This window comes from Staphylococcus sp. IVB6214 (assembly GCF_025558585.1).
Classification (GTDB): domain Bacteria; phylum Bacillota; class Bacilli; order Staphylococcales; family Staphylococcaceae; genus Staphylococcus.
Window position 1 is genome coordinate 966,186 of the sequence record NZ_CP094723.1, and the last position, 19,316, is coordinate 985,501.

Sequence of the window (19,316 nt, forward strand, 5' to 3'; positions counted from 1 at the left end):
TTCAATCAATAAAATATTAAAAAAGTCAAAGTGAATTTTAAAGGCTAGTACAATACGATTAATTATAACGTGTAATCGAATGATGATTGAAAATGTTTTATAAATTTTACAGATAGTCTAGCTTTTGAGATACTATTTATCATTTTTTAATGGTATATTGATAATTTCTCAACCGGTTTGACATTCTAAATAATGAACAAATACAATACTTATTTTTGAAGACGCTTTTATAGATTACTTTGTCCCAAAATCTATACAATATTTGGGACAAGTCATCGATTCTGTTGAACACCAGAGCAAGATTTATCATCTATATATTCCTTAAACAGTGTACACGGTGCTGAATATCTACTATAATGAAGTATGACTGTAATATGGACGGGTTATATTTATTAGGAGGTAACATTTTGAATTTAGTAAAAAAGAAAAATAAAAATATACGTATTATTCCGCTTGGCGGTGTTGGTGAGATTGCCAAAAATATGTATATCGTAGAAGTAGACGATGAAATGTTTATGTTGGATGCGGGATTAAAGTTCCCAGAAGATGAAATGCTCGGTATTGATATCGTTATTCCAGACATCCAATATGTGATTGAGAATAAACACAAATTAAAAGGAATCTTTTTAACACATGGCCATGAACATGCGATTGGTGCTGTCTCATATGTGCTAGAGCAAGTTGATGCACCAGTGTATGGTTCTAAGTTGACCATAGGACTGATAAAAGAAAATATGCGTGCACGTCAAGTTGATAAAAAAGTACGCTATTATGTTGTGAATAATGAATCTGTTATGCGTTTCAAGAGTGTGAATATTACATTCTTCAACACAACGCATAGTATTCCAGATAGTTTAGGTGTATGTATTCACACATCATACGGTGCAATTGTGTACACAGGCGAGTTCAAGTTTGATCAAAGTTTACATGGTCATTATGCGCCAGACCTTAAGAAAATGGCTGAAATTGGTGACGAAGGTGTCTTCGCATTGTTGAGTGATTCAACAGAAGCGGAAAAGCCAGGCTATAATACGCCTGAGAATGTTATCGAAAGTCATATGTTTGATGCCTTTACAAATGCACAAGGTCGCATTATCGTATCTTGTTATGCGTCTAACTTTATTCGTATTCAACAAGTGTTGAATATTGCAAGCCGTTTGAACCGCAAAGTATCATTCTTGGGTCGCTCCCTTGAAAGTTCATTTAGCATTGCACGTAAAATGGGCTATTTCGATATTCCGAAAGATTTGCTTATTCCAATTAACGAAGTTGAAAATTATCCGAAGAACGAAGTTATTATTATTGCGACAGGTATGCAAGGTGAGCCCGTAGAAGCATTGAGTCAAATGGCCCAAAACAAACATAAAATTATGAACATCCAGCGTGGTGATTCTGTATTCTTAGCAATTACAGCATCAGCAAATATGGAAGTGATTATCGGAGACACATTAAACGAACTAGCTCGTGCAGGTGCGATTGTCATTCCGAATAACAAAAAGATTCATGCATCCAGTCATGGTTGTATGGAAGAACTCAAATTAATGTTGAATATGATGAAGCCTGAATATTTCATTCCAGTACAAGGTGAATTTAAAATGCAAATTGCCCATGCGAAGTTAGCGAGCGAAGCGGGTGTAGAAGCAGAAAAAATCTTCTTAGTCGAGTCAGGTGATGTCATCAACTTTGATGGTAGCGATATGACGTTAAATGAAAAAGTGAATGCAGGTAATGTATTGATTGATGGTATTGGTGTAGGTGACGTAGGGAACATCGTGTTGCGTGACCGTCACTTATTAGCTGAAGATGGTATTTTTATTGCTGTTGTCACGTTAGATCCGAAAAACCGTCGTATTGCTGCAGGTCCTGAAATTCAATCACGTGGTTTCGTTTATGTTCGTGAAAGTGAAGCATTACTAAAAGAAGCTGAAGAAAAAGTGCGTGAAATTGTTGAAGCAGGATTACAAGAAAAACGTATTGAATGGTCAGACATGAAACAAAATATGCGTGATCAAATTAGTAAGTTACTTTTTGAAAGTACACGCAGACGTCCAATGATTATTCCGGTTATTTCTGAGATTTAAAGTAACAATGCGTTAAATACGATGAAAACGACTCAAAAAAACGAATCTTACTCTTTGAAACGTTCACTCGTTTTGAAGAGCGGGTTCGCTTTTTTGCATAATACATAATTTGAAAGAAAGTAGTAGGTGACGATGTATGGCGCAAACAAATAAGCGTAAAACACAAACGTCGCGCAGTAAGAAACGAGCACCAAAGAAAAAACAAAAAGACTCGCCCATTCGCTTTGTTCTCGCAATTGTAGCTGTTGTGATTATCATGTTAGGGGTTTTTCAGCTCGGTATGATTGGTGTCGGAATAGACAGTTTTTTTAATTACTTATTTGGTTGGACACGATATGTAACTTATATCTTAATACTCTTAGCTACCGGGTTTTTAGCTTATAATGGGAGACTACCAAAAACAAGACGTTTAACAGGATCCATTATTGGACAATTGGCATTGCTATTTGTGGCACAGATCAGTTATCGTATCACTGAAGGTATGAAGGCAAGACGTGAGCCTGTTCTATCACACGTGTTTCAACAATATGAAACAGATACATTCCCTAACTTTGGTGGGGGTGTGTTTGGGTATTATTTAATAGAATTATTTGCACCATTGATTTCTATGGTTGGTGTGTTTTTGCTTACTTTGATGCTTATCGTGTCAACGGGTATCTTGTTAAAGAAAAAACGTCACCGTGATGTATTGAAAGTATGGTTTGAAAATACAAAGCAGTTTGTTGGAAATGTGTATTTCAAATTGGCGAAACGATTTGAACAAAGTCGCATGAAACGCTCTGAGAGAAGACGTGAAAAGCAACAACAGCGTGCTGCTGCACAAAAGGATGAACCAAAAGATGTCTCTGACTTTGAAGAAGTCCAAGAAGATGAGGAAGACGATATACCATCTATTCCTATATTGAGACATCAGACTTCGAATCAGACACAACATATGAATGATGAAGAGAAAACATCGACCCGTCCAACTCGTGAAGTATTGACAAAACCATCACCAACACCAAGTGAACCAACTGACAGTGAAGATACCGAAGCAGAAGGATCCATATCTGAAGCAGGTGAGATTGAGAATCAGGCATACAAATTGCCGCCCATTTCGTTACTCAATGCGCCGACAAAACAGCAATCCGTTGCTAAGTCAGAAGTTCAGCGCAAAGGGAAGTTACTCGAAACAACATTGAAAAACTTTGGCGTCAATGCGAAGGTGACGCAGATTCGTATCGGGCCTGCAGTCACACAATATGAAATTCAACCAGCACAAGGGGTGAAAGTGAGTCGGATAGTCAACTTACACAGCGACTTGGCACTTGCACTTGCGGCGAAGGATATTCGAATAGAGGCACCGATTCGTGGCAAATCAGCTGTCGGAATCGAAGTGCCAAACGATCATATTTCACTTGTGACGTTGAAAGAAGTTTTAGATGAGAAATTCCCGGCTAAAAATAAGTTAGAAGTTGCACTTGGTCGAGATATTTCAGGGGAACCGATCACAGCCGAGTTAGACAAAATGCCCCACTTACTTGTTGCAGGTTCAACGGGTAGTGGTAAGTCAGTTTGTATTAATGGCATGATTACAAGTATCTTGTTAAATGCAAAGCCACATGAAGTGAAATTGATGATGATTGACCCGAAAATGGTAGAGTTGAATGTTTATAATGGTATTCCCCACTTATTAACACCGGTTGTAACGAACCCACATAAAGCGGCGCAAGCGCTCGAGAAAGTAGTGGGTGAGATGGAACGTCGTTACGACTTGTTCCAACATTCGGGTACACGTAATATTAAAGGTTACAACGCATATATCGAAAGACAAAATAAGGAGTTAGGCGAAAAACACCCTTTACTTCCTTATATCGTTGTTATTGTGGATGAATTGGCTGACTTGATGATGGTGGCTGGTAAAGATGTTGAAACAGCAATTACACGGATAACTCAGATGGCGCGTGCAGCGGGTATTCACTTGATTATTGCAACACAAAGACCATCTGTGGATGTTATTACTGGACTCATCAAAAACAATATTCCATCACGCATTGCATTTGCAGTAAGTTCTCAAACGGATTCACGTACAATTATTGACAGTGGTGGTGCTGAGAAGTTGTTAGGCAAAGGGGATATGTTATTCATTAAAAACGGTGGCTCAACGAGAACACGTGTCCAAGGGGCGTTTTTAAGTGATGGTGAAGTGCAAAAAGTAGTTGACTACGTCGTTGCACAACAGCGTGCCAACTATGTTAAAGAAATGACACCAGATGCTCAGACAGATGCTTCAGCTGCAGAAAGTGACGATCCGTTATATAACGATGCATATCTATTTGTTATTGAACAGCAGAAAGCAAGTACGTCTCTTTTACAACGTCAATTTAGAATTGGCTACAATCGCGCATCTCGTATTATGGATGATTTGGAGCGTAACCAAGTAATCGGACCACAAAAAGGAAGTAAACCGAGACAAATATTAGTAGATTTAAATGATAAAGAGGTGTAATACATGTCTATTAATCCTAACGTGAATAGAGTAAAAGAATGGATATTAGCAGAAATAGAAAGCGGACAGTTGAAACCGAGTGACATGTTGCCAAGTTTATTAACAATGGCACGTACCTGTGATGTCAAAACAGATGATGTTCAAGGGGCAATTCACGAACTTGTCACTGAACAAATTGTAACGGAGAACTTTGAGGAAGGCGTCCGTGTTAAAAAAACACAGCCTTTCTTCTATCCGCTAGATGAATTGATGAGTGTTGGTCGAATGATTACGGATAAAGGCTATCGAGAAGGAACGGTTTTTATTAGTTTAGATGAAGAACCTGCTTCTCGTGATGACCGACGTGTGATGAAGTTGGAAGATAATGCAACGGTTACAGTCATCGAACGTATCCGAACGGCTGATGATCAACCTGTCGTGTATTGTTTGGACAAGGTAGCGGAGAATGTTTTGGGATGTTTCGGTTCTCACGATCAACAGACTTCTATTTTTAAAGCAATTGAACAAGCAACACAACAAACAATTGCATACGCTGAAACGGAAATTGAAGCGATCAGTTATGAACCATATATCTCTGAAGCACTTGATGCGCACCCGCAAGATGGCTTAATGCTTCTAAAACAAGTCCACTATACAGCAGCAGGTAAACCGATACTCTATTCATTGAATTACTTTAAAAGTAGCTTGGTAAAGTTTAAAACGGTGAGAAAACGCCAATAATGCTATGACAGAAGGAGGCAGATTATGAGTTTATATGAAGATATACCGATAAAAGTGATACCGACAGACAAATTTAAAACAACAACGATAACATTTAAATTTATGGCACCCTTAGATGTTGAGTCAATGACAGCGAGATCGTTACTCAGCAAGATGCTTGTACGTGCGACGAAGAAATATCCGACAGACAAAGCATTTAATCAGCACTTATCCTATTTGTATGGTGCCTATTTGAATAGTCACGTATCAAAGTTTAAAGATCATCACGTCATTACAATGAGTTTGGAAATTGCCAATGAACGCTTTTTACAAGATTCATTGCCTTTAATGGATGAAGGGATTCATCTTCTTAAAGAAGTCATTTTGAACCCACTTGTTAATGAAGGGGCTTTTGATGAAACCTTTTTACAGCAAGAAAAACGTCTTTTACAAAATAAATTAATTGCAATTGAAGATAACAAAACACAACTATCTTATTTGCATTTATTGAAAAATATGTTTGGAGACCATCCTTATAGTTATCCAGCAGTGGGTCAACTGGAACAAATTGAAAGTATCACACCTGAAATACTTTATGATACATATCGACAAATGATTGAACAAGATAGTTGTGCGGTTTACGTCGTAGGACATGTGGATGAAAACACGACTAAAGATAAGATTCAAGCTGCATTTGAACTCAAGCCTTTCGTGTATGAACGTGATGATACATTGCAAGCTGTGAATCCACAACAAGCCATTAATGAAGTGGTTGAAATGGCGGATATTGATCAAGCAAAGTTAAATATGGGGTTCCGCTTTCCAACACAGTATGGTGCGCCAGATTATCCTGCTTTGATCGTTTTTAATATGATGTTCGGTGGGGATCCATCGTCTGTCTTATTTAATGAAGTACGTGAGAAGAAAAGCTTAGCGTATTCTATCCATTCACAAATTGATGGCAAAAATGGTTTTCTTTTCGTATTAAGCGGTGTTTCTAGCGATGCCTTCGATGATGCGAAAAATACGATTATCGAAGCTTTTGAACAATTTAAACAAGGTGATTTTACTGAAGAGAAAATGGCGCTTGCGAAGAAGATCATTTTATCACATCGCAAAGAATTAAAAGATCGTCCTAAACAGATGATTGAGCTAACACATAATAAGATATTAGTTGATAACCCAGAACCCGAATCATCTTTTGTTGAGCGTATTCAAGCGGTGACGAAGGAAGATATTCAACAGCTATGTCAGAAAGCACAACTTGACACGATATACATTATGACAAAGGCGGTGGATCAAGGTGAATAAAACATATTATAAACAAATTGATGAGACTGTATACCAAGCGCAGTTGGATAATGGGCTCACGTTATTTGTCATTCCAAAGAAAGGTTTTCAAAAAACTTTTGTCACTTATACAACAAACTTTGGTTCATTAGATTCTCGATTCAAACCGCATCAGTCAGATGAATTTGTGACAGTGCCTGACGGTGTTGCGCACTTTTTAGAACACAAATTATTTGAAAAAGAAGAGGGCGACTTGTTTACAGACTTTGCAGAATATGATGCACAAGTCAATGCGTTTACAAGTTTTGACCGCACAAGTTATTTATTCAGTGCGACGAATTATATAGATGAAAATATTATTCGTCTATTAAAAATGGTAGAATCACCTTATTTTACAGAAGAGACAGTCGAGAAAGAAAAAGGAATTATCGCTGAAGAAATCAAAATGTATCAAGAACAACCTGGGTACCGTTTGATGTTTAACACGTTGCGTGGGATGTATCACGAGCACCCTGTAAAGGTCGATATTGCAGGTAGCGTCGAAAGTATTTATGACATTACAAAAGATGATTTATATTTATGCTATGAAACCTTTTATCATCCATCGAACATGGTGCTTTTCGTTGTAGGTGATGTTGACCCAGAACATATCTATCATCTTGTGAAAACACATGAAGATGCACGACATATTGAAGCACAGCCGGAGATTGTACGTGATCCATTACATGAGAAGCATGAAGTACTCGAACGAGAAATGCGAGAGGCGTTACAAGTGCAATCACAAAGACTCATGTTGGGATTTAAAAACAAACAATTAGACGTGTCACAAAGACGACGTGTACAAGAAGATATCGAAATGTCATTTTTCTTTGAATTAGTATTTGGTGAAGAAACAGCATTCTACCAAACATTGTTGAATGAACACTTGATTGATGCGACATTTAGTTATCAAACTGTGATAGAACCGACATATAGTTTTTCACTCGTTACATCTACGACTGATGAACCAGACAAGTTAAAAACAAAATTATTAGCTGAGTTACAAGAGAAAATCGGACGTGTTGACGATCAAACTGCTTTTGAATTGTTGAAACGTCAATTTATCGGTGAATATATTTCAAGTCTGAATTCACCAGAACACATTGCAAATCAAGCAACGAAATATTATTTTGACGGTGTCGCATTGTTTGAACTGTTAGATATCATTGATGAGATTACATTAGACTCAATGAATGAAACGGTTCGAGAACGTCTTGATATAGAGAATGTTGTGGATAGTCGTTTGGAGATTAAGTCATCATGAAAGCACTCGTTGTAGGTGGCTCCGGTACAATTGGTAAAGCGATTGTACAAGATTTATTATCACAAGGTTACGAAGTCATTCTTACGTATTATTCGGCGCCGTATGAACAACTGCAAGAACAATATGAAGGACAACCTGTTCAACTCGTTCAACTAGATACGTCTCAAAATATTGATTTTGAACAATTAGCATTTATTCGCAACTTAGATGCGCTCATTTATGTAAGTGGTCGTAGTCTATTTGGTATGTTACAAGATATGACAGACGCACAAATAGATAAAACATACCGCATACATGTGTTTAACTTTATTAAGCTCTGTCAACACTTTGTCAGTCAACTGATGGCACAGCCACATGGGCGTATTATCGTTGTGTCATCGATATGGGGTGAGACAGGCGCAAGTTTTGAGACAATCTATTCAACGATGAAAGCAGCACAGATTGGCTTTGTAAAAGCATTAAGTCAAGAGTTAGCACTGACATCTGTTACAGTCAATGCAATAGCACCAGGTGTCGTGTCAGGTGATATGACCAATCAGCTTGATGAAGAGACGCGCACAGCATTGCTAGAGGAATTGCCGCAGAATCGTTTCGTTACAGCAGAAGAAGTGGCACATGCGGTTAATTATTTGTTGTCTCCACGTGCACAAAGTGTGACAGGAACAGTTCAACGTATTAATGGTGGCTGGTACACATAATTGCTATAATATGAGAAAAGAGATGATTGCTTAAAGGGGTGAGCAGGGATGTCGATGACTGAAAAAAAAGAATGGTATTTGGAATATGATATCAATAAGAACCGTGCTGGTTTGCTTGGTGATGTTTCAAGTTTGCTCGGTATGATGGGGATTAACATTGGTTCAATCAATGGGATTCAGACGTCAACACGTGCATTCATTATCAAATCCGATAGTGAAGAAAAGGTGAAGCGATTTGAAACTTTGTTAAAAGAAATTGATGATATTTCTTTAAATGTTTTGCGACCACCTGAATTGAAAGATAGATTAGCGGTTCGACATGGACGTTATTTAAAACAGGATGAACAGGATAAAAAGATATTCCGTTTTGAACGGGATGATCTCGGTTTGCTTGTAGACTTTATGGCAGAATTGTTTAAGGAAGAAGGGCACAAGTTAATCGGTATTCGTGGCATGCCACGTGTTGGAAAAACTGAGTCGATTGTAGCAGGAAGTGTATCTGCACATAAGCGTTGGTTGTTCATCAGTTCAACATTGATCAAACAAACCGTACGCAGTTCACTGATCAAAGGTGAGTACGATAAAGACCATGTATATATCATCGATGGTGCAGTTACAGCACGAGAGCAAAACCCTAAGCATCAAGAGTTAGTGCGGGAAGTGATGACCCTACCATCCGTTAAGGTCGTTGAGCATCCAGACTTGTTCGTTGAAGCAAGTGACTATCAAATGGAAGATTTTGACTATATTATCGAACTACGAGCAGAAGAGAATCAAGAGATTGCATATGAAGAAATGAAGCAAAAAACAGTGAAAAGTAAAAACAACCTAGACTTTGGCGATCCATTTGGTGGATTCGGAGATGGTTTTGGTGGATTTTAAGTAGGAGGTTGAATCATTGAAATTGATTGGTGAAGTATTACAGAGTAAGAGAGAGCGTTTAGGGATGACTTTATCTGAACTAGAAACACGCACACACATCCAGCGCGAAACATTGATTGCAATTGAAAAAAATCAATTTGATGCTTTACAACAACCTGCATATGTGGCTGGTTTTATTCGTAAGTATGCACAAGCAGTAAATACGGACAGTGTTCTGCTCCTTGAAAAACATCAAGAAGAATTGCCGGAAACAAACCAATTTGCATCACAGGCATTACGACAACTCTCTGCTTCTACACAACTTGGTACAGTTCAAAACCGAGATCGAGAAACAAAGCAAGTGGCAATGATTATTGCAAGTCTTATGGCAGTATCTGGTGTTTTTTGGGCTGTTTTAGCACTTGTGTTATAATGTAGCGATATAAAAAGATTATTGAAAAGAGGATGAATCATGAACATACCGAATCAGATCACATTATTTCGAGTGATATTAATTCCTCTCTTTATGTTGTTTGCACTTGTTGATTTTGGCATGGGACAGATGACATTTTTAGGTGGACAAGAGGTACGAATTGAATTTTTGATCAGTGGATTGATTTTTATTGTGGCATCAATCAGTGACTTTGTAGATGGATACTTAGCACGTAAATGGCAGCTTGTGACGAATATGGGTAAATTTTTGGATCCACTTGCTGACAAGTTACTTGTTTCTGCCGCACTCATCGTACTTGTTGAACTAGGGCTAACGAATTCGGTCGTTGCAATCATTATTATTGCACGTGAATTTGCGGTGACAGGCCTACGATTACTTCAAATTGAACAAGGTTTTGTAAGTGCAGCAGGACAATTAGGTAAGATTAAAACAGCTGTGACAATGGTTGCTTTAGTGTTTATTTTACTAGGCGAGCCATTAAGTCAATGGATTGGCTTCTCACTCGGACAAGTGCTATTGTATATCGGCGTATTCTTCACGATCTTATCAGGTATCGAATATTTCTACAAAGGTCGAGACGTTTTTTTACAAGACAAACAATAATTGTGTCCTGAAAATAGAATATAATATATGGTATTCAAAACCTATACATATTAAAGGTTTTGGATACCTTTTTCATTTGGAAATCAACAAATTGTAAGTTGATATTAGTCGTATCATCCAGTGTAAGGTATAATAAACAAGCCAAGAAGTAGGGACATGGATTATCAGGTTCTTAGAGCAGAAGTTTATGACGTCATATAGTATTAAGTAGTTGAACAAGGAGGAAACGGGAATGAAAGTTTGTATTATTGGTGTGGGATCGGAGCTGCTACTCGGTCAGATTGCGAACACGAACGCGCAGTATATATCACGTGTATTGAACGAAGCAGGTCATCACGTATTAGAACATATTGTAGTGGGAGATAATCCGGATCGTTTGAGACGTGTGACAGAACGTGCGATTGCGCAATATGATGCCGTGATTTTTACGGGTGGTCTCGGACCGACAAAAGATGACTTAACGAAGCAAACCGTTGCAGAAGTAATGAGTAGACAGTTAGTTATGGATTATGAAGCTTTAGCATTTATTGAATCTTATTTCGCTTCACAAGACAAGGTGATGACACCGAACAATAAACAACAAGCGCTCGTTATTGAAGGCTCTGATGTGTTGGCGAATCGTGTCGGCATGGCACCAGGTATGTATATTGTGTATGACGATACACATATTGTTATGTTACCGGGACCACCGAGTGAGATGAAGCCGATGGTAGACAATGAAATGATGCCATTCTTCGTACAATCGAATCAAACGATATTCTCAGAAGTACTCCGTTTTTGTGGAATTGGGGAGTCACAAGCCGAAACAGAACTTTTGGACTTAATCGATGCGCAAACGAATCCTACAATTGCGCCCTTAGCCGGGAAGCATGAAGTGACAATTCGTTTAACGGCAAGCGGTAAAAATACAGAAATATGTCAACAACTTATCGCACCTATTAAAACAGAAATCCTATCTAGAATTGGCACATATTATTATGGCTCAGATAATATTAAACCCGAAGAAGCGGTGATGCATGCCCAGCAAGAAACAGTAGCCGTATACGATGCAGTGACAGATGGCTATTTGAATGCACGATTAAAACAAGCAGACCAGCAGAATCGCATGCAAGGCTACATGTTACATCATTCAACATATATTGATATGGACGTCTCCATTGAAGACAAAGTACGCACGAGTGCATTGTTCGTCCAATCACTATTTGAGACGACACAAGCGGTCAGTCTCTTCGCAGAAAACGAAACAGTTTATATTGGGTTTTTAGATGGCCAATCATTTGAAATGAAAAATTTTAAAATGGCGTCATATCGCAACTTAATACGTGACCGCAGTCAAAATTATGTACTTATTGAATGGTTGCGATGGTTACAGAAATAAAAAGTACGTTTGTTCGCATGTACATCATAATACAACAAAAATACGAACAAATATTCGCTAAACTACTTGTAATTTTAAGTTGAAGCTTGTATAGTATATATAAATCTAAAAATAAAGACAGGCAAATAGAACGAATCACACATATAAAGCATAGAGCATGCGTATAAATCAACTCACTCTAGGAGGTACAATCATTGGATAATGAACGTCAGAAAGCATTAGATACAGTAATCAAAAATATGGAGAAGTCATTCGGTAAAGGCGCGGTAATGAAGCTTGGTGATAACAAAGACCGCAATGTCTCAACCATTTCAACAGGATCTGTAACATTAGATCATGCATTAGGTGTAGGTGGTTACCCGAAAGGACGTATTATCGAAGTATACGGGCCAGAGAGTTCAGGTAAAACAACCGTTGCGTTACATGCGATTGCAGAAGTACAGAAAAACGGCGGTGTTGCTGCATTTATTGATGCTGAGCACGCACTAGACCCTGTATATGCAGAGGCATTAGGTGTAGATATTAATAATTTATATCTTTCTCAACCGGATCACGGAGAGCAAGGCTTAGAGATTGCTGAAGCCTTTGTACGCAGTGGTGCTGTTGACATTGTGGTTGTTGACTCTGTTGCAGCATTAACACCGAAGGCAGAGATTGAAGGAGAAATGGGCGATACACACGTTGGTTTACAAGCACGTTTGATGTCACAAGCGTTGCGTAAATTATCAGCAGCCATTTCTAAATCAAAAACGACAGCTATCTTTATTAACCAAATTCGTGAAAAGGTTGGCGTTATGTTTGGTAACCCTGAAACAACACCAGGTGGTCGTGCATTGAAGTTTTATAGCTCTGTTCGTTTAGAAGTAAGACGTGCTGAACAGTTGAAACAAGGACAAGATATCGTTGGTAACCGCACTAAGATAAAGGTTGTAAAAAACAAAGTGGCACCACCATTCAAAGTAGCAGAAGTTGATATTATGTATGGTCAAGGTATCTCTCGACAAGGTGAATTAATCGACTTAGGTGTGGCACATGATATCGTTGATAAGTCAGGTGCATGGTATTCTTACAATGGTGAACGAATGGGTCAAGGTAAGGAAAATGTAAAACTTTTCTTAAAAGAGAACCCACAATTAGAAGCGGAAATCGATCAAAAATTACGTGAAAAACTTGGCATTGCTGGTGATGTTGACGCTGAAGCTGATGAACAATCAGAAGATGCAGACACATTGTTTGATGCATAATAGCTTATAGAATTAAGGGATGGAGTAGCACTGGCTATTCCATCTTTTGTTGTTTTAATTAGAACAAATAGATGTGTTACATATTTAGAATGAAATTTGAATAATTGATCATAACGCATGTACAGTAACTGAATAATTGCAGAGTTTATACGGACGCAAGTCTTGATTTTTCCGATTTTAAACCGTACAATTATGTATGTATGATTTTTAGTGATATTCATATAATCATATAGAAGTGTTTATATACAGAATCAAATCCTAGAAAAAGGAGGTGTTTGTGTGAATTTATTAACCCTCTCACTCATTTTGCTGGGTATTATTCTAGGAGTTGTTGCGGGGTATTTTATCGCTCAAAATTTAATATATCAGAAGCAGGTACAAGCGAAAAATACTGCTGAAGATATTGTTCAACAGGGGAAAAAAGACGCTGAAAATCTCAAAAAAGAGAAGTTGCTTGAAGCGAAAGAAGAGAATCAAAAAATTCGTGAACAAGTTGAAAGCGAACTTAGAGAACGTCGTGGTGAACTTCAACGACAAGAATCCCGACTTCTTCAAAAAGAGGAAAACTTGGAGCGAAAATCTGATTTACTCGATAAGAAGGATGAGATTTTAGAGCAAAAAGAATCTAAACTTGAAGAAAGACAACAACAAGTAGATGCAAAAGAGAGTAGTGTTCAATCAATAATAATGAAACACGAACAAGAATTAGAACGCATCTCCGGTCTCACACAAGAAGAAGCACGTAATGAGCAATTACAGCGTGTTGAAAATGAATTGTCACAAGATATTGCAGTGCTTGTTAAAGAAAAAGAACGTGAAGCAAAAGAAAAAGTGAACCAAACTGCGAAAGAATTGCTAGCGACAACGGTACAAAGATTTGCAGCTGAACACACATCAGAGTCAACAGTTTCCGTTGTCAACTTACCAAATGATGAGATGAAAGGACGTATCATCGGTCGGGAAGGACGTAACATTCGCACACTAGAGACGTTAACAGGTATCGATTTAATCATCGATGACACACCTGAAGCAGTTATCTTATCAGGTTTTGATCCGATACGTCGTGAAATTGCTAAAACAGCATTGATTAACTTAGTATCAGATGGTCGTATCCATCCAGGACGTATAGAAGACATGGTTGATAAAGCACGCCGTGAAGTCGATGAAATCATTCGTGAAGCGGGTGAACAAGCGACATTCGAGTTGAATGTACATAATATGCATCCGGATCTTGTTAAAATATTAGGTCGCATGCACTATCGTACAAGTTACGGTCAAAACGTCTTGAAACATTCAATTGAGGTTGCGCATCTTTCAGGAATGCTAGCAGCAGAGTTGAATGAAGACGTAACGATAGCAAAACGTGCAGGGCTATTACATGATATTGGTAAAGCCATTGACCATGAAGTTGAAGGTAGTCATGTTGAGATAGGTGTGGAACTTGCGAAGAAATATGGTGAGTCAGCAACTGTTATTAATGCGATTCATTCACATCATGGTGATGTAGAGCCAACTTCGATTATTTCAATTCTAGTGGCGGCAGCTGATGCATTGTCAGCGGCACGTCCAGGTGCTCGAAAAGAGACATTAGAAAACTATATCAAGCGATTAGAGCGTTTAGAAGCAATTTCAGAGAATTATGACGGTGTTGAGAAGGCATTTGCTATTCAAGCTGGTCGTGAAATTCGCGTGATCGTATCACCAGAAGAAATTGATGACTTACAATCACATCGCTTAGCAAGAGATATTAAAGACCAAATTGAAGGCGAACTTCAATATCCAGGTCATATCAAAGTGACAGTTGTCCGTGAGACGAGAGCGGTCGAATATGCAAAATAAACAAACAACCCTACTAAATGTGGGGTTGTTTTTATTTTGGCATTTAATGTGTTTCACCTAGTGCGATTAAGTCGTCACGAGAGTCGTTTGATAAGGTGGCAATTGCAATTTTTAGTCCTTTCACAATCATATCTAATGACATGGAAGGTGTATTCGGCTTATTTATCACTTGTTCGGGGACAAAAGGGACTTGTATAAAACCGAACTGCATCTTCGGATAAGATGTCGCATGTAGATATCCAAGTTGATACAATAGATGATTACATACGAACGTGCCAGCAGTATTTGAGAGTGATGCGGGAATACCAGCATCTATCATTGCTTGTGTGAGACGTTTGACTGGCATGTTTGAAAAATATGCAGGTGCGCCATGTTCTTGTATGACTTGATCGATAGGTTGGTTCCCTTGATTATCTGGAATTCTGGCATCATCTACATTAATGCCAATGCGCTCAATCGTTATATTATATCGACCACCTGCTTGTCCGATTGCTAACACAGCATCGTACGATTCTAGTTGCAGTTGTTGTTGCAACACGGTGCAACATTCATGAAAAATGGTCGGTATTTCAATTTTAGTAATGGTGTGTTCACCGATAACGTCTGGTAATCGTTGAACTGCTTCTAAAGCGGGATTAATCTTTTCATTGTTGAATGGATCGAAAGCTGTGACGAGAATCTTCATTCTTAACGTGCTCCATTCCTTTAATCAGTTATAAGTTTATTCTACCAAACAAACACATAATGAACATTCAAGTGAATACTTGAATAAAAAAGCACAATTCGATATATTATATTCAAGTGGATATTTGAATGAAGGTGGGATGTTAAATGACTGAGAATAACATGAGATGTGATGCTTTTATCATAGATGAGCAGCATGTCCAAGAAGCGAAAAAATCACTATCAAAAACAAATATTGAGAATGTCAGTCTTATGTTTAAAAGCATTGCAGATATCAATCGTGCAAAGATGACCTATCTGCTGTGTGTGCATGATGAGTTATGTGTCTGTGATTTAGCTGAAGTATTGAATCTCACAGTCGCAAATACGTCACATCATTTACGTTTATTGTATAAAAGTGGTGTTGTGACTTATCGCAAAGAAGGTAAGCGGGCCTTTTATCGTATATACGATGAACATATCCGGCAAATAATGATGATTTCGATTGCGCATAAGGAAGAAGTGATGACTGATGACAGAGAATAACAAAACTTATCATGTAGAAGGAATGACATGTGCCAATTGTGCAGCAAAATTTGAAAGGAATGTTACGGGACTCCCTTCTGTAACATCTGCGACTGTGAATTTTGGTGCGTCAAAAATTTATGTTGAAGGTACGCCAACGATTGAAGAACTTGAAGCTGCTGGTGCATTTGAAAATATTGCGGTTTATGATGATCAATCACATCAACAAACGCAACAGCAAGAAACATCTGAAAATCTCACAATGTTTGAAATGGTGAAACAATTTTTTATAAATAATCAAACGCTATGGTTTTCAACGCTACTTATCGTATTTGGTTACTTATCACAATGGATGCATCCGGTAGATACACGATTGAGTCTTTTATTATTTGTGACAGCGATTGCGATGAGTGGCTGGTCGCTTATAAAAGAAGGACTTCGTAATTTGATACATTTTGACTTTGATATGCGCGCTTTGATGACAATAGCGGTTACCGGTGGTGTGTTAATCGGTGAATGGGGAGAAGTTGTAGTTGTTGTTATTTTATTTGCATTAAGTGAAGCTTTAGAGCGCTTTTCAATGGATAAAGTAAGAGAATCGATGGCGTCACTAATGAAGATTGCACCGGACACTGCTACAATCCTACGTCAGGAACAACTGATTGATGTACCTGTGGAAGATGTAAATGTTGGAGATCTCTTATATGTAAAGGCAGGACAAAAGATAGCGTTGGATGGTATTGTACGTTCAGGTCAAGCGACAGTCAATCAAGCAACAATTACAGGAGAATCTATCCCTGTTGAAAAAACGAACGGTGATGAAGTGTTTGCAGGGACCTTAAACCAAGATGGACACCTAGAAATAGAAGTGACAAAAGGTTCAGATGAGACGACCATTGCTAAAGTTATTGCGTTAGTGGAAGAGGCTCAGATTAAGAAAGCGCCGGCACAAGCCTTTATCGAGCGTTTTGCACGTTATTATACACCATTGATTATGTTAATTGCGTTAGGCGTTGCTATCATACCGCCACTTGTGACGGGGGAAAACTGGTCTGATTGGCTGTATCAAGGGCTTTCCGTACTCGTTGTCGGTTGCCCATGTGCATTAATTATTTCAACGCCTGTTTCAATTGTATCAGGCATTAGTACGGCAGCTAAAAATGGTGTACTCATCAAAGGCGGCATTCACCTAGAACAATTGAGTAAGATTAAAACTATGGCATTCGATAAAACAGGCACGTTGACGAAAGGTTCACCGAATGTCGTTGATGTAGTTCAGCTAACAGATGGCTATGCGTATGAAGATGTGATGGCACGTGTGGCTGCGTTGGAGCAAACGACTCAGCATCCACTTGCTCGTGCAATTGTTGCATATGTAGAAGATGCAGGTATCACAATGAATCAGACTGTAAAGCAAGTCCAAACACTCACTGGCCAAGGTATTCGTGGTGTATTTAAACGACACACAATGACGATTGGACAGCCACAATTATTTGAAACAGAACTCGCAACTGATGTTCATGAACAAATAGAAATGCAACAGCAACTTGGAAGAACTGTTGTTTTAGTCAAACAAGATGATATGTTATGCATGTTGATTGCATTGCAAGACCAAGTTCGTCCACAATCCAAAAAGGTGATTTCGCAATTATCAAAACTTGGCGTCACAAAACGAGTTATGTTAACGGGAGACCATGTATTTACGGCGAAAACAATCGGTGATGAAGTTGGAATCACAGATGTATATGCGAACTTAATGCCTGAAGATAAGCTAAGATATATTGAACAACTAGCTGAAATACAGCCGGTTGCTATGGTTGGAGACGGTGTCAATGATGCACCAGCACTTGCCCGTGCAAACGTTGGCATTGCAATGGGTGGTGCGAGTGCAGATACAGCACTTGAGACGGCAGATGTTGCGCTGTTGAGTAACGATATGTCGAAATTACCCTATGCAGTGCGTTTAAGTCGTCTCACGATGCGTACGATTAAGTGGAATGTCGGCATTGCACTCGGATTGAAAATTCTAGCGTTATTATTAGTGATCCCTGGCTGGTTGACATTATGGATTGCAATTATGTCTGATATGGGGGCGACACTTCTCGTTACATTGAATGCGATGCGACTTTTATATGTGAAAGATGTAACATCGCATTGACATCGGGTAGTGGCACGTTAAAATAGATAAGTGAGTATTTTAATCAAGGTCGTCACATTGAACTTCATAGTATCACTTTGTAAATGAATCATTGTGATACGACTTTGTGTTAATAAAGAGAGGACGTTTCGAATGAGAATTTTGTTTATAGGAGATATCGTGGGCAAAATCGGCCGACAAGCGATCAGTGATTATTTATCACAATTGAAGCAACATTATCGTCCCACTGTTACGATTGTCAATGCAGAAAATGCAGCGCATGGAAAAGGTATCACTGAAAAAATCTACAAAGAACTTTTACGTGAAGGCGTCGACTTCATGACAATGGGAAACCATACATATGGTCAACGTCAAATATATGAATTTATTGATGATGCGACACGTATGGTGAGACCAGCAAACTTTCCTGAAGAAGCGCCAGGTATCGGTATGAGAACAATCCAATTAAATGATAAAAAATTGGCAGTCATTAACTTGCAAGGTCGTGCCTTTATGCAAGATATTGATGACCCATTCAAAAAAGCAGATCAACTTATTGCTGAAGCACGAAAAGAGACAGACTATATCTTCGTTGATTTTCATGCTGAAACGACTTCTGAAAAAAATGCGATGGGCTGGTTCTTAGATGGTAGGGTTGGCGCAGTCGTTGGAACGCATACACATATTCAAACTTCAGATGAGCGAATATTACCGAAAGGCACAGCGTATATTACAGATGTTGGTATGACAGGTTATTATGATGGTATTTTAGGTATTAATCGTGATGAAGTAATTGAACGTTTTATTACGAGCTTACCACAACGTCATGTTGTTCCGGATGAAGGGCGAAGTGTCTTGTCAGGTGTGTTTGTTGAACTTCGCACGGATGGGACAGCAAAACATATTGAACGTGTACTCATCAATGATGATCATCCGATGAAATATTGATGTATCGTCCATTAGTATGATTTTTAATAAAACCCACTATTTTATTGCACATATAGTGGGTTCTTTTGATATGATAAACAAAGAAGATAAACGTCTAGGAGGCTA

General features: G+C 38.4%; 16 protein-coding genes. 15 read left to right on the forward strand and 1 reads right to left on the reverse strand.

What is annotated here, in order from left to right; all coding sequences use genetic code 11:
* The first annotated feature begins 407 nt into the window (after window positions 1-407).
* The 12 genes from rnjB to rny all read left to right on the forward strand — a co-directional run bounded on the left by rnjB (window position 408) and on the right by rny (window position 14,938).
* Window positions 408-2,081, forward strand: coding sequence for a ribonuclease J2 (gene rnjB / locus MUA51_RS04700; protein ID WP_262560711.1), 1,674 nt, complete (start codon window positions 408-410; stop codon window positions 2,079-2,081).
* 136 nt (window positions 2,082-2,217) lie between these two features.
* Window positions 2,218-4,569 carry an FtsK/SpoIIIE family DNA translocase gene (locus MUA51_RS04705; RefSeq protein WP_262560712.1) on the forward strand — a complete coding sequence of 784 codons (2,352 nt, stop codon included), beginning with the start codon at window positions 2,218-2,220 and terminating at the stop codon, window positions 4,567-4,569.
* Window positions 4,570-4,572: 3 nt separating this feature from the next.
* Window positions 4,573-5,289, forward strand: a complete 717-nt coding sequence (locus MUA51_RS04710) for a GntR family transcriptional regulator (RefSeq protein ID WP_262560713.1) — start codon at window positions 4,573-4,575, stop codon at window positions 5,287-5,289.
* 24 nt (window positions 5,290-5,313) lie between these two features.
* The gene (gene yfmF / locus MUA51_RS04715; RefSeq protein ID WP_262560714.1) at window positions 5,314-6,579 is read left to right on the forward strand and encodes an EF-P 5-aminopentanol modification-associated protein YfmF; all 1,266 of its coding nucleotides are present in this window, start codon (window positions 5,314-5,316) and stop codon (window positions 6,577-6,579) included.
* Window positions 6,572-7,861, forward strand: a complete 1,290-nt coding sequence (gene yfmH, locus MUA51_RS04720; protein WP_262560715.1) for an EF-P 5-aminopentanol modification-associated protein YfmH — start codon at window positions 6,572-6,574, stop codon at window positions 7,859-7,861. Before yfmF ends, yfmH begins: the two co-directional genes overlap by 8 nt.
* Window positions 7,858-8,559 carry an elongation factor P 5-aminopentanone reductase gene (gene ymfI / locus MUA51_RS04725; RefSeq protein WP_262560716.1) on the forward strand — a complete coding sequence of 234 codons (702 nt, stop codon included), beginning with the start codon at window positions 7,858-7,860 and terminating at the stop codon, window positions 8,557-8,559. Before yfmH ends, ymfI begins: the two co-directional genes overlap by 4 nt.
* A 48-nt stretch (window positions 8,560-8,607) precedes the next feature.
* Complete coding sequence (locus MUA51_RS04730) at window positions 8,608-9,441, forward strand: YmfK family protein (RefSeq protein ID WP_262560717.1); 834 nt, start codon at window positions 8,608-8,610, stop codon at window positions 9,439-9,441.
* 16 nt (window positions 9,442-9,457) lie between these two features.
* Complete coding sequence (locus MUA51_RS04735; RefSeq protein WP_262560718.1) at window positions 9,458-9,853, forward strand: helix-turn-helix domain-containing protein; 396 nt, start codon at window positions 9,458-9,460, stop codon at window positions 9,851-9,853.
* Window positions 9,854-9,892: 39 nt separating this feature from the next.
* Entirely contained in the window at window positions 9,893-10,477 is a 585-nt protein-coding gene (pgsA, locus tag MUA51_RS04740; RefSeq protein WP_262560720.1) for a CDP-diacylglycerol--glycerol-3-phosphate 3-phosphatidyltransferase, read from the forward strand.
* Window positions 10,478-10,709: 232 nt separating this feature from the next.
* The gene (locus tag MUA51_RS04745; protein ID WP_262560721.1) at window positions 10,710-11,855 is read left to right on the forward strand and encodes a CinA family nicotinamide mononucleotide deamidase-related protein; all 1,146 of its coding nucleotides are present in this window, start codon (window positions 10,710-10,712) and stop codon (window positions 11,853-11,855) included.
* A 194-nt stretch (window positions 11,856-12,049) separates the two neighbouring features.
* Window positions 12,050-13,099 carry a recombinase RecA gene (gene recA, locus MUA51_RS04750; protein WP_262560722.1) on the forward strand — a complete coding sequence of 350 codons (1,050 nt, stop codon included), beginning with the start codon at window positions 12,050-12,052 and terminating at the stop codon, window positions 13,097-13,099.
* Window positions 13,100-13,378: 279 nt separating this feature from the next.
* A complete protein-coding gene (rny, locus tag MUA51_RS04755) occupies window positions 13,379-14,938 on the forward strand; it encodes a ribonuclease Y (protein WP_262560724.1) in 1,560 nt (519 codons plus the stop codon).
* 43 nt (window positions 14,939-14,981) lie between these two features.
* On the opposite strand, the gene pcp is transcribed toward rny, so the two are convergent.
* On the reverse strand, window positions 14,982-15,623 hold the full coding sequence (gene pcp / locus MUA51_RS04760; RefSeq protein ID WP_262560725.1) for a pyroglutamyl-peptidase I: 642 nt from the start codon (window positions 15,621-15,623) through the stop codon (window positions 14,982-14,984).
* A 146-nt stretch (window positions 15,624-15,769) separates the two neighbouring features.
* Here pcp and MUA51_RS04765 point away from each other — a divergent pair, with 146 nt between their 5' ends.
* The 3 genes from MUA51_RS04765 (at window position 15,770) to MUA51_RS04775 (ending at window position 19,211) form a co-directional block, all read left to right on the forward strand.
* The gene (locus MUA51_RS04765; RefSeq protein ID WP_262560726.1) at window positions 15,770-16,147 is read left to right on the forward strand and encodes an ArsR/SmtB family transcription factor; all 378 of its coding nucleotides are present in this window, start codon (window positions 15,770-15,772) and stop codon (window positions 16,145-16,147) included.
* A complete protein-coding gene (locus MUA51_RS04770; RefSeq protein WP_262560729.1) occupies window positions 16,134-18,284 on the forward strand; it encodes a heavy metal translocating P-type ATPase in 2,151 nt (716 codons plus the stop codon). Before MUA51_RS04765 ends, MUA51_RS04770 begins: the two co-directional genes overlap by 14 nt.
* Before the next feature lie 132 nt (window positions 18,285-18,416).
* Entirely contained in the window at window positions 18,417-19,211 is a 795-nt protein-coding gene (locus MUA51_RS04775; RefSeq protein WP_262560730.1) for a TIGR00282 family metallophosphoesterase, read from the forward strand.
* Window positions 19,212-19,316 lie beyond the last annotated feature (105 nt).

What these genes read in the sequence shown, in the direction of transcription:
- MUA51_RS04705 (WP_262560712.1), top strand. Translation starts at nt 2,218, where the DNA reads ATGGCGCAAACAAATAAGCGTAAAACACAAACGTCGCGCAGTAAGAAA.
- MUA51_RS04745 (WP_262560721.1), top strand. Translation starts at nt 10,710, where the DNA reads ATGAAAGTTTGTATTATTGGTGTGGGATCGGAGCTGCTACTCGGTCAG.
- MUA51_RS04710 (WP_262560713.1), top strand. Translation starts at nt 4,573, where the DNA reads ATGTCTATTAATCCTAACGTGAATAGAGTAAAAGAATGGATATTAGCA.
- pcp (WP_262560725.1), bottom strand. Translation starts at nt 15,623, where the DNA reads ATGAAGATTCTCGTCACAGCTTTCGATCCATTCAACAATGAAAAGATT.
- ymfI (WP_262560716.1), top strand. Translation starts at nt 7,858, where the DNA reads ATGAAAGCACTCGTTGTAGGTGGCTCCGGTACAATTGGTAAAGCGATT.
- MUA51_RS04775 (WP_262560730.1), top strand. Translation starts at nt 18,417, where the DNA reads ATGAGAATTTTGTTTATAGGAGATATCGTGGGCAAAATCGGCCGACAA.
- pgsA (WP_262560720.1), top strand. Translation starts at nt 9,893, where the DNA reads ATGAACATACCGAATCAGATCACATTATTTCGAGTGATATTAATTCCT.
- yfmF (WP_262560714.1), top strand. Translation starts at nt 5,314, where the DNA reads ATGAGTTTATATGAAGATATACCGATAAAAGTGATACCGACAGACAAA.
- MUA51_RS04765 (WP_262560726.1), top strand. Translation starts at nt 15,770, where the DNA reads ATGACTGAGAATAACATGAGATGTGATGCTTTTATCATAGATGAGCAG.
- MUA51_RS04730 (WP_262560717.1), top strand. Translation starts at nt 8,608, where the DNA reads ATGTCGATGACTGAAAAAAAAGAATGGTATTTGGAATATGATATCAAT.
- MUA51_RS04770 (WP_262560729.1), top strand. Translation starts at nt 16,134, where the DNA reads ATGACAGAGAATAACAAAACTTATCATGTAGAAGGAATGACATGTGCC.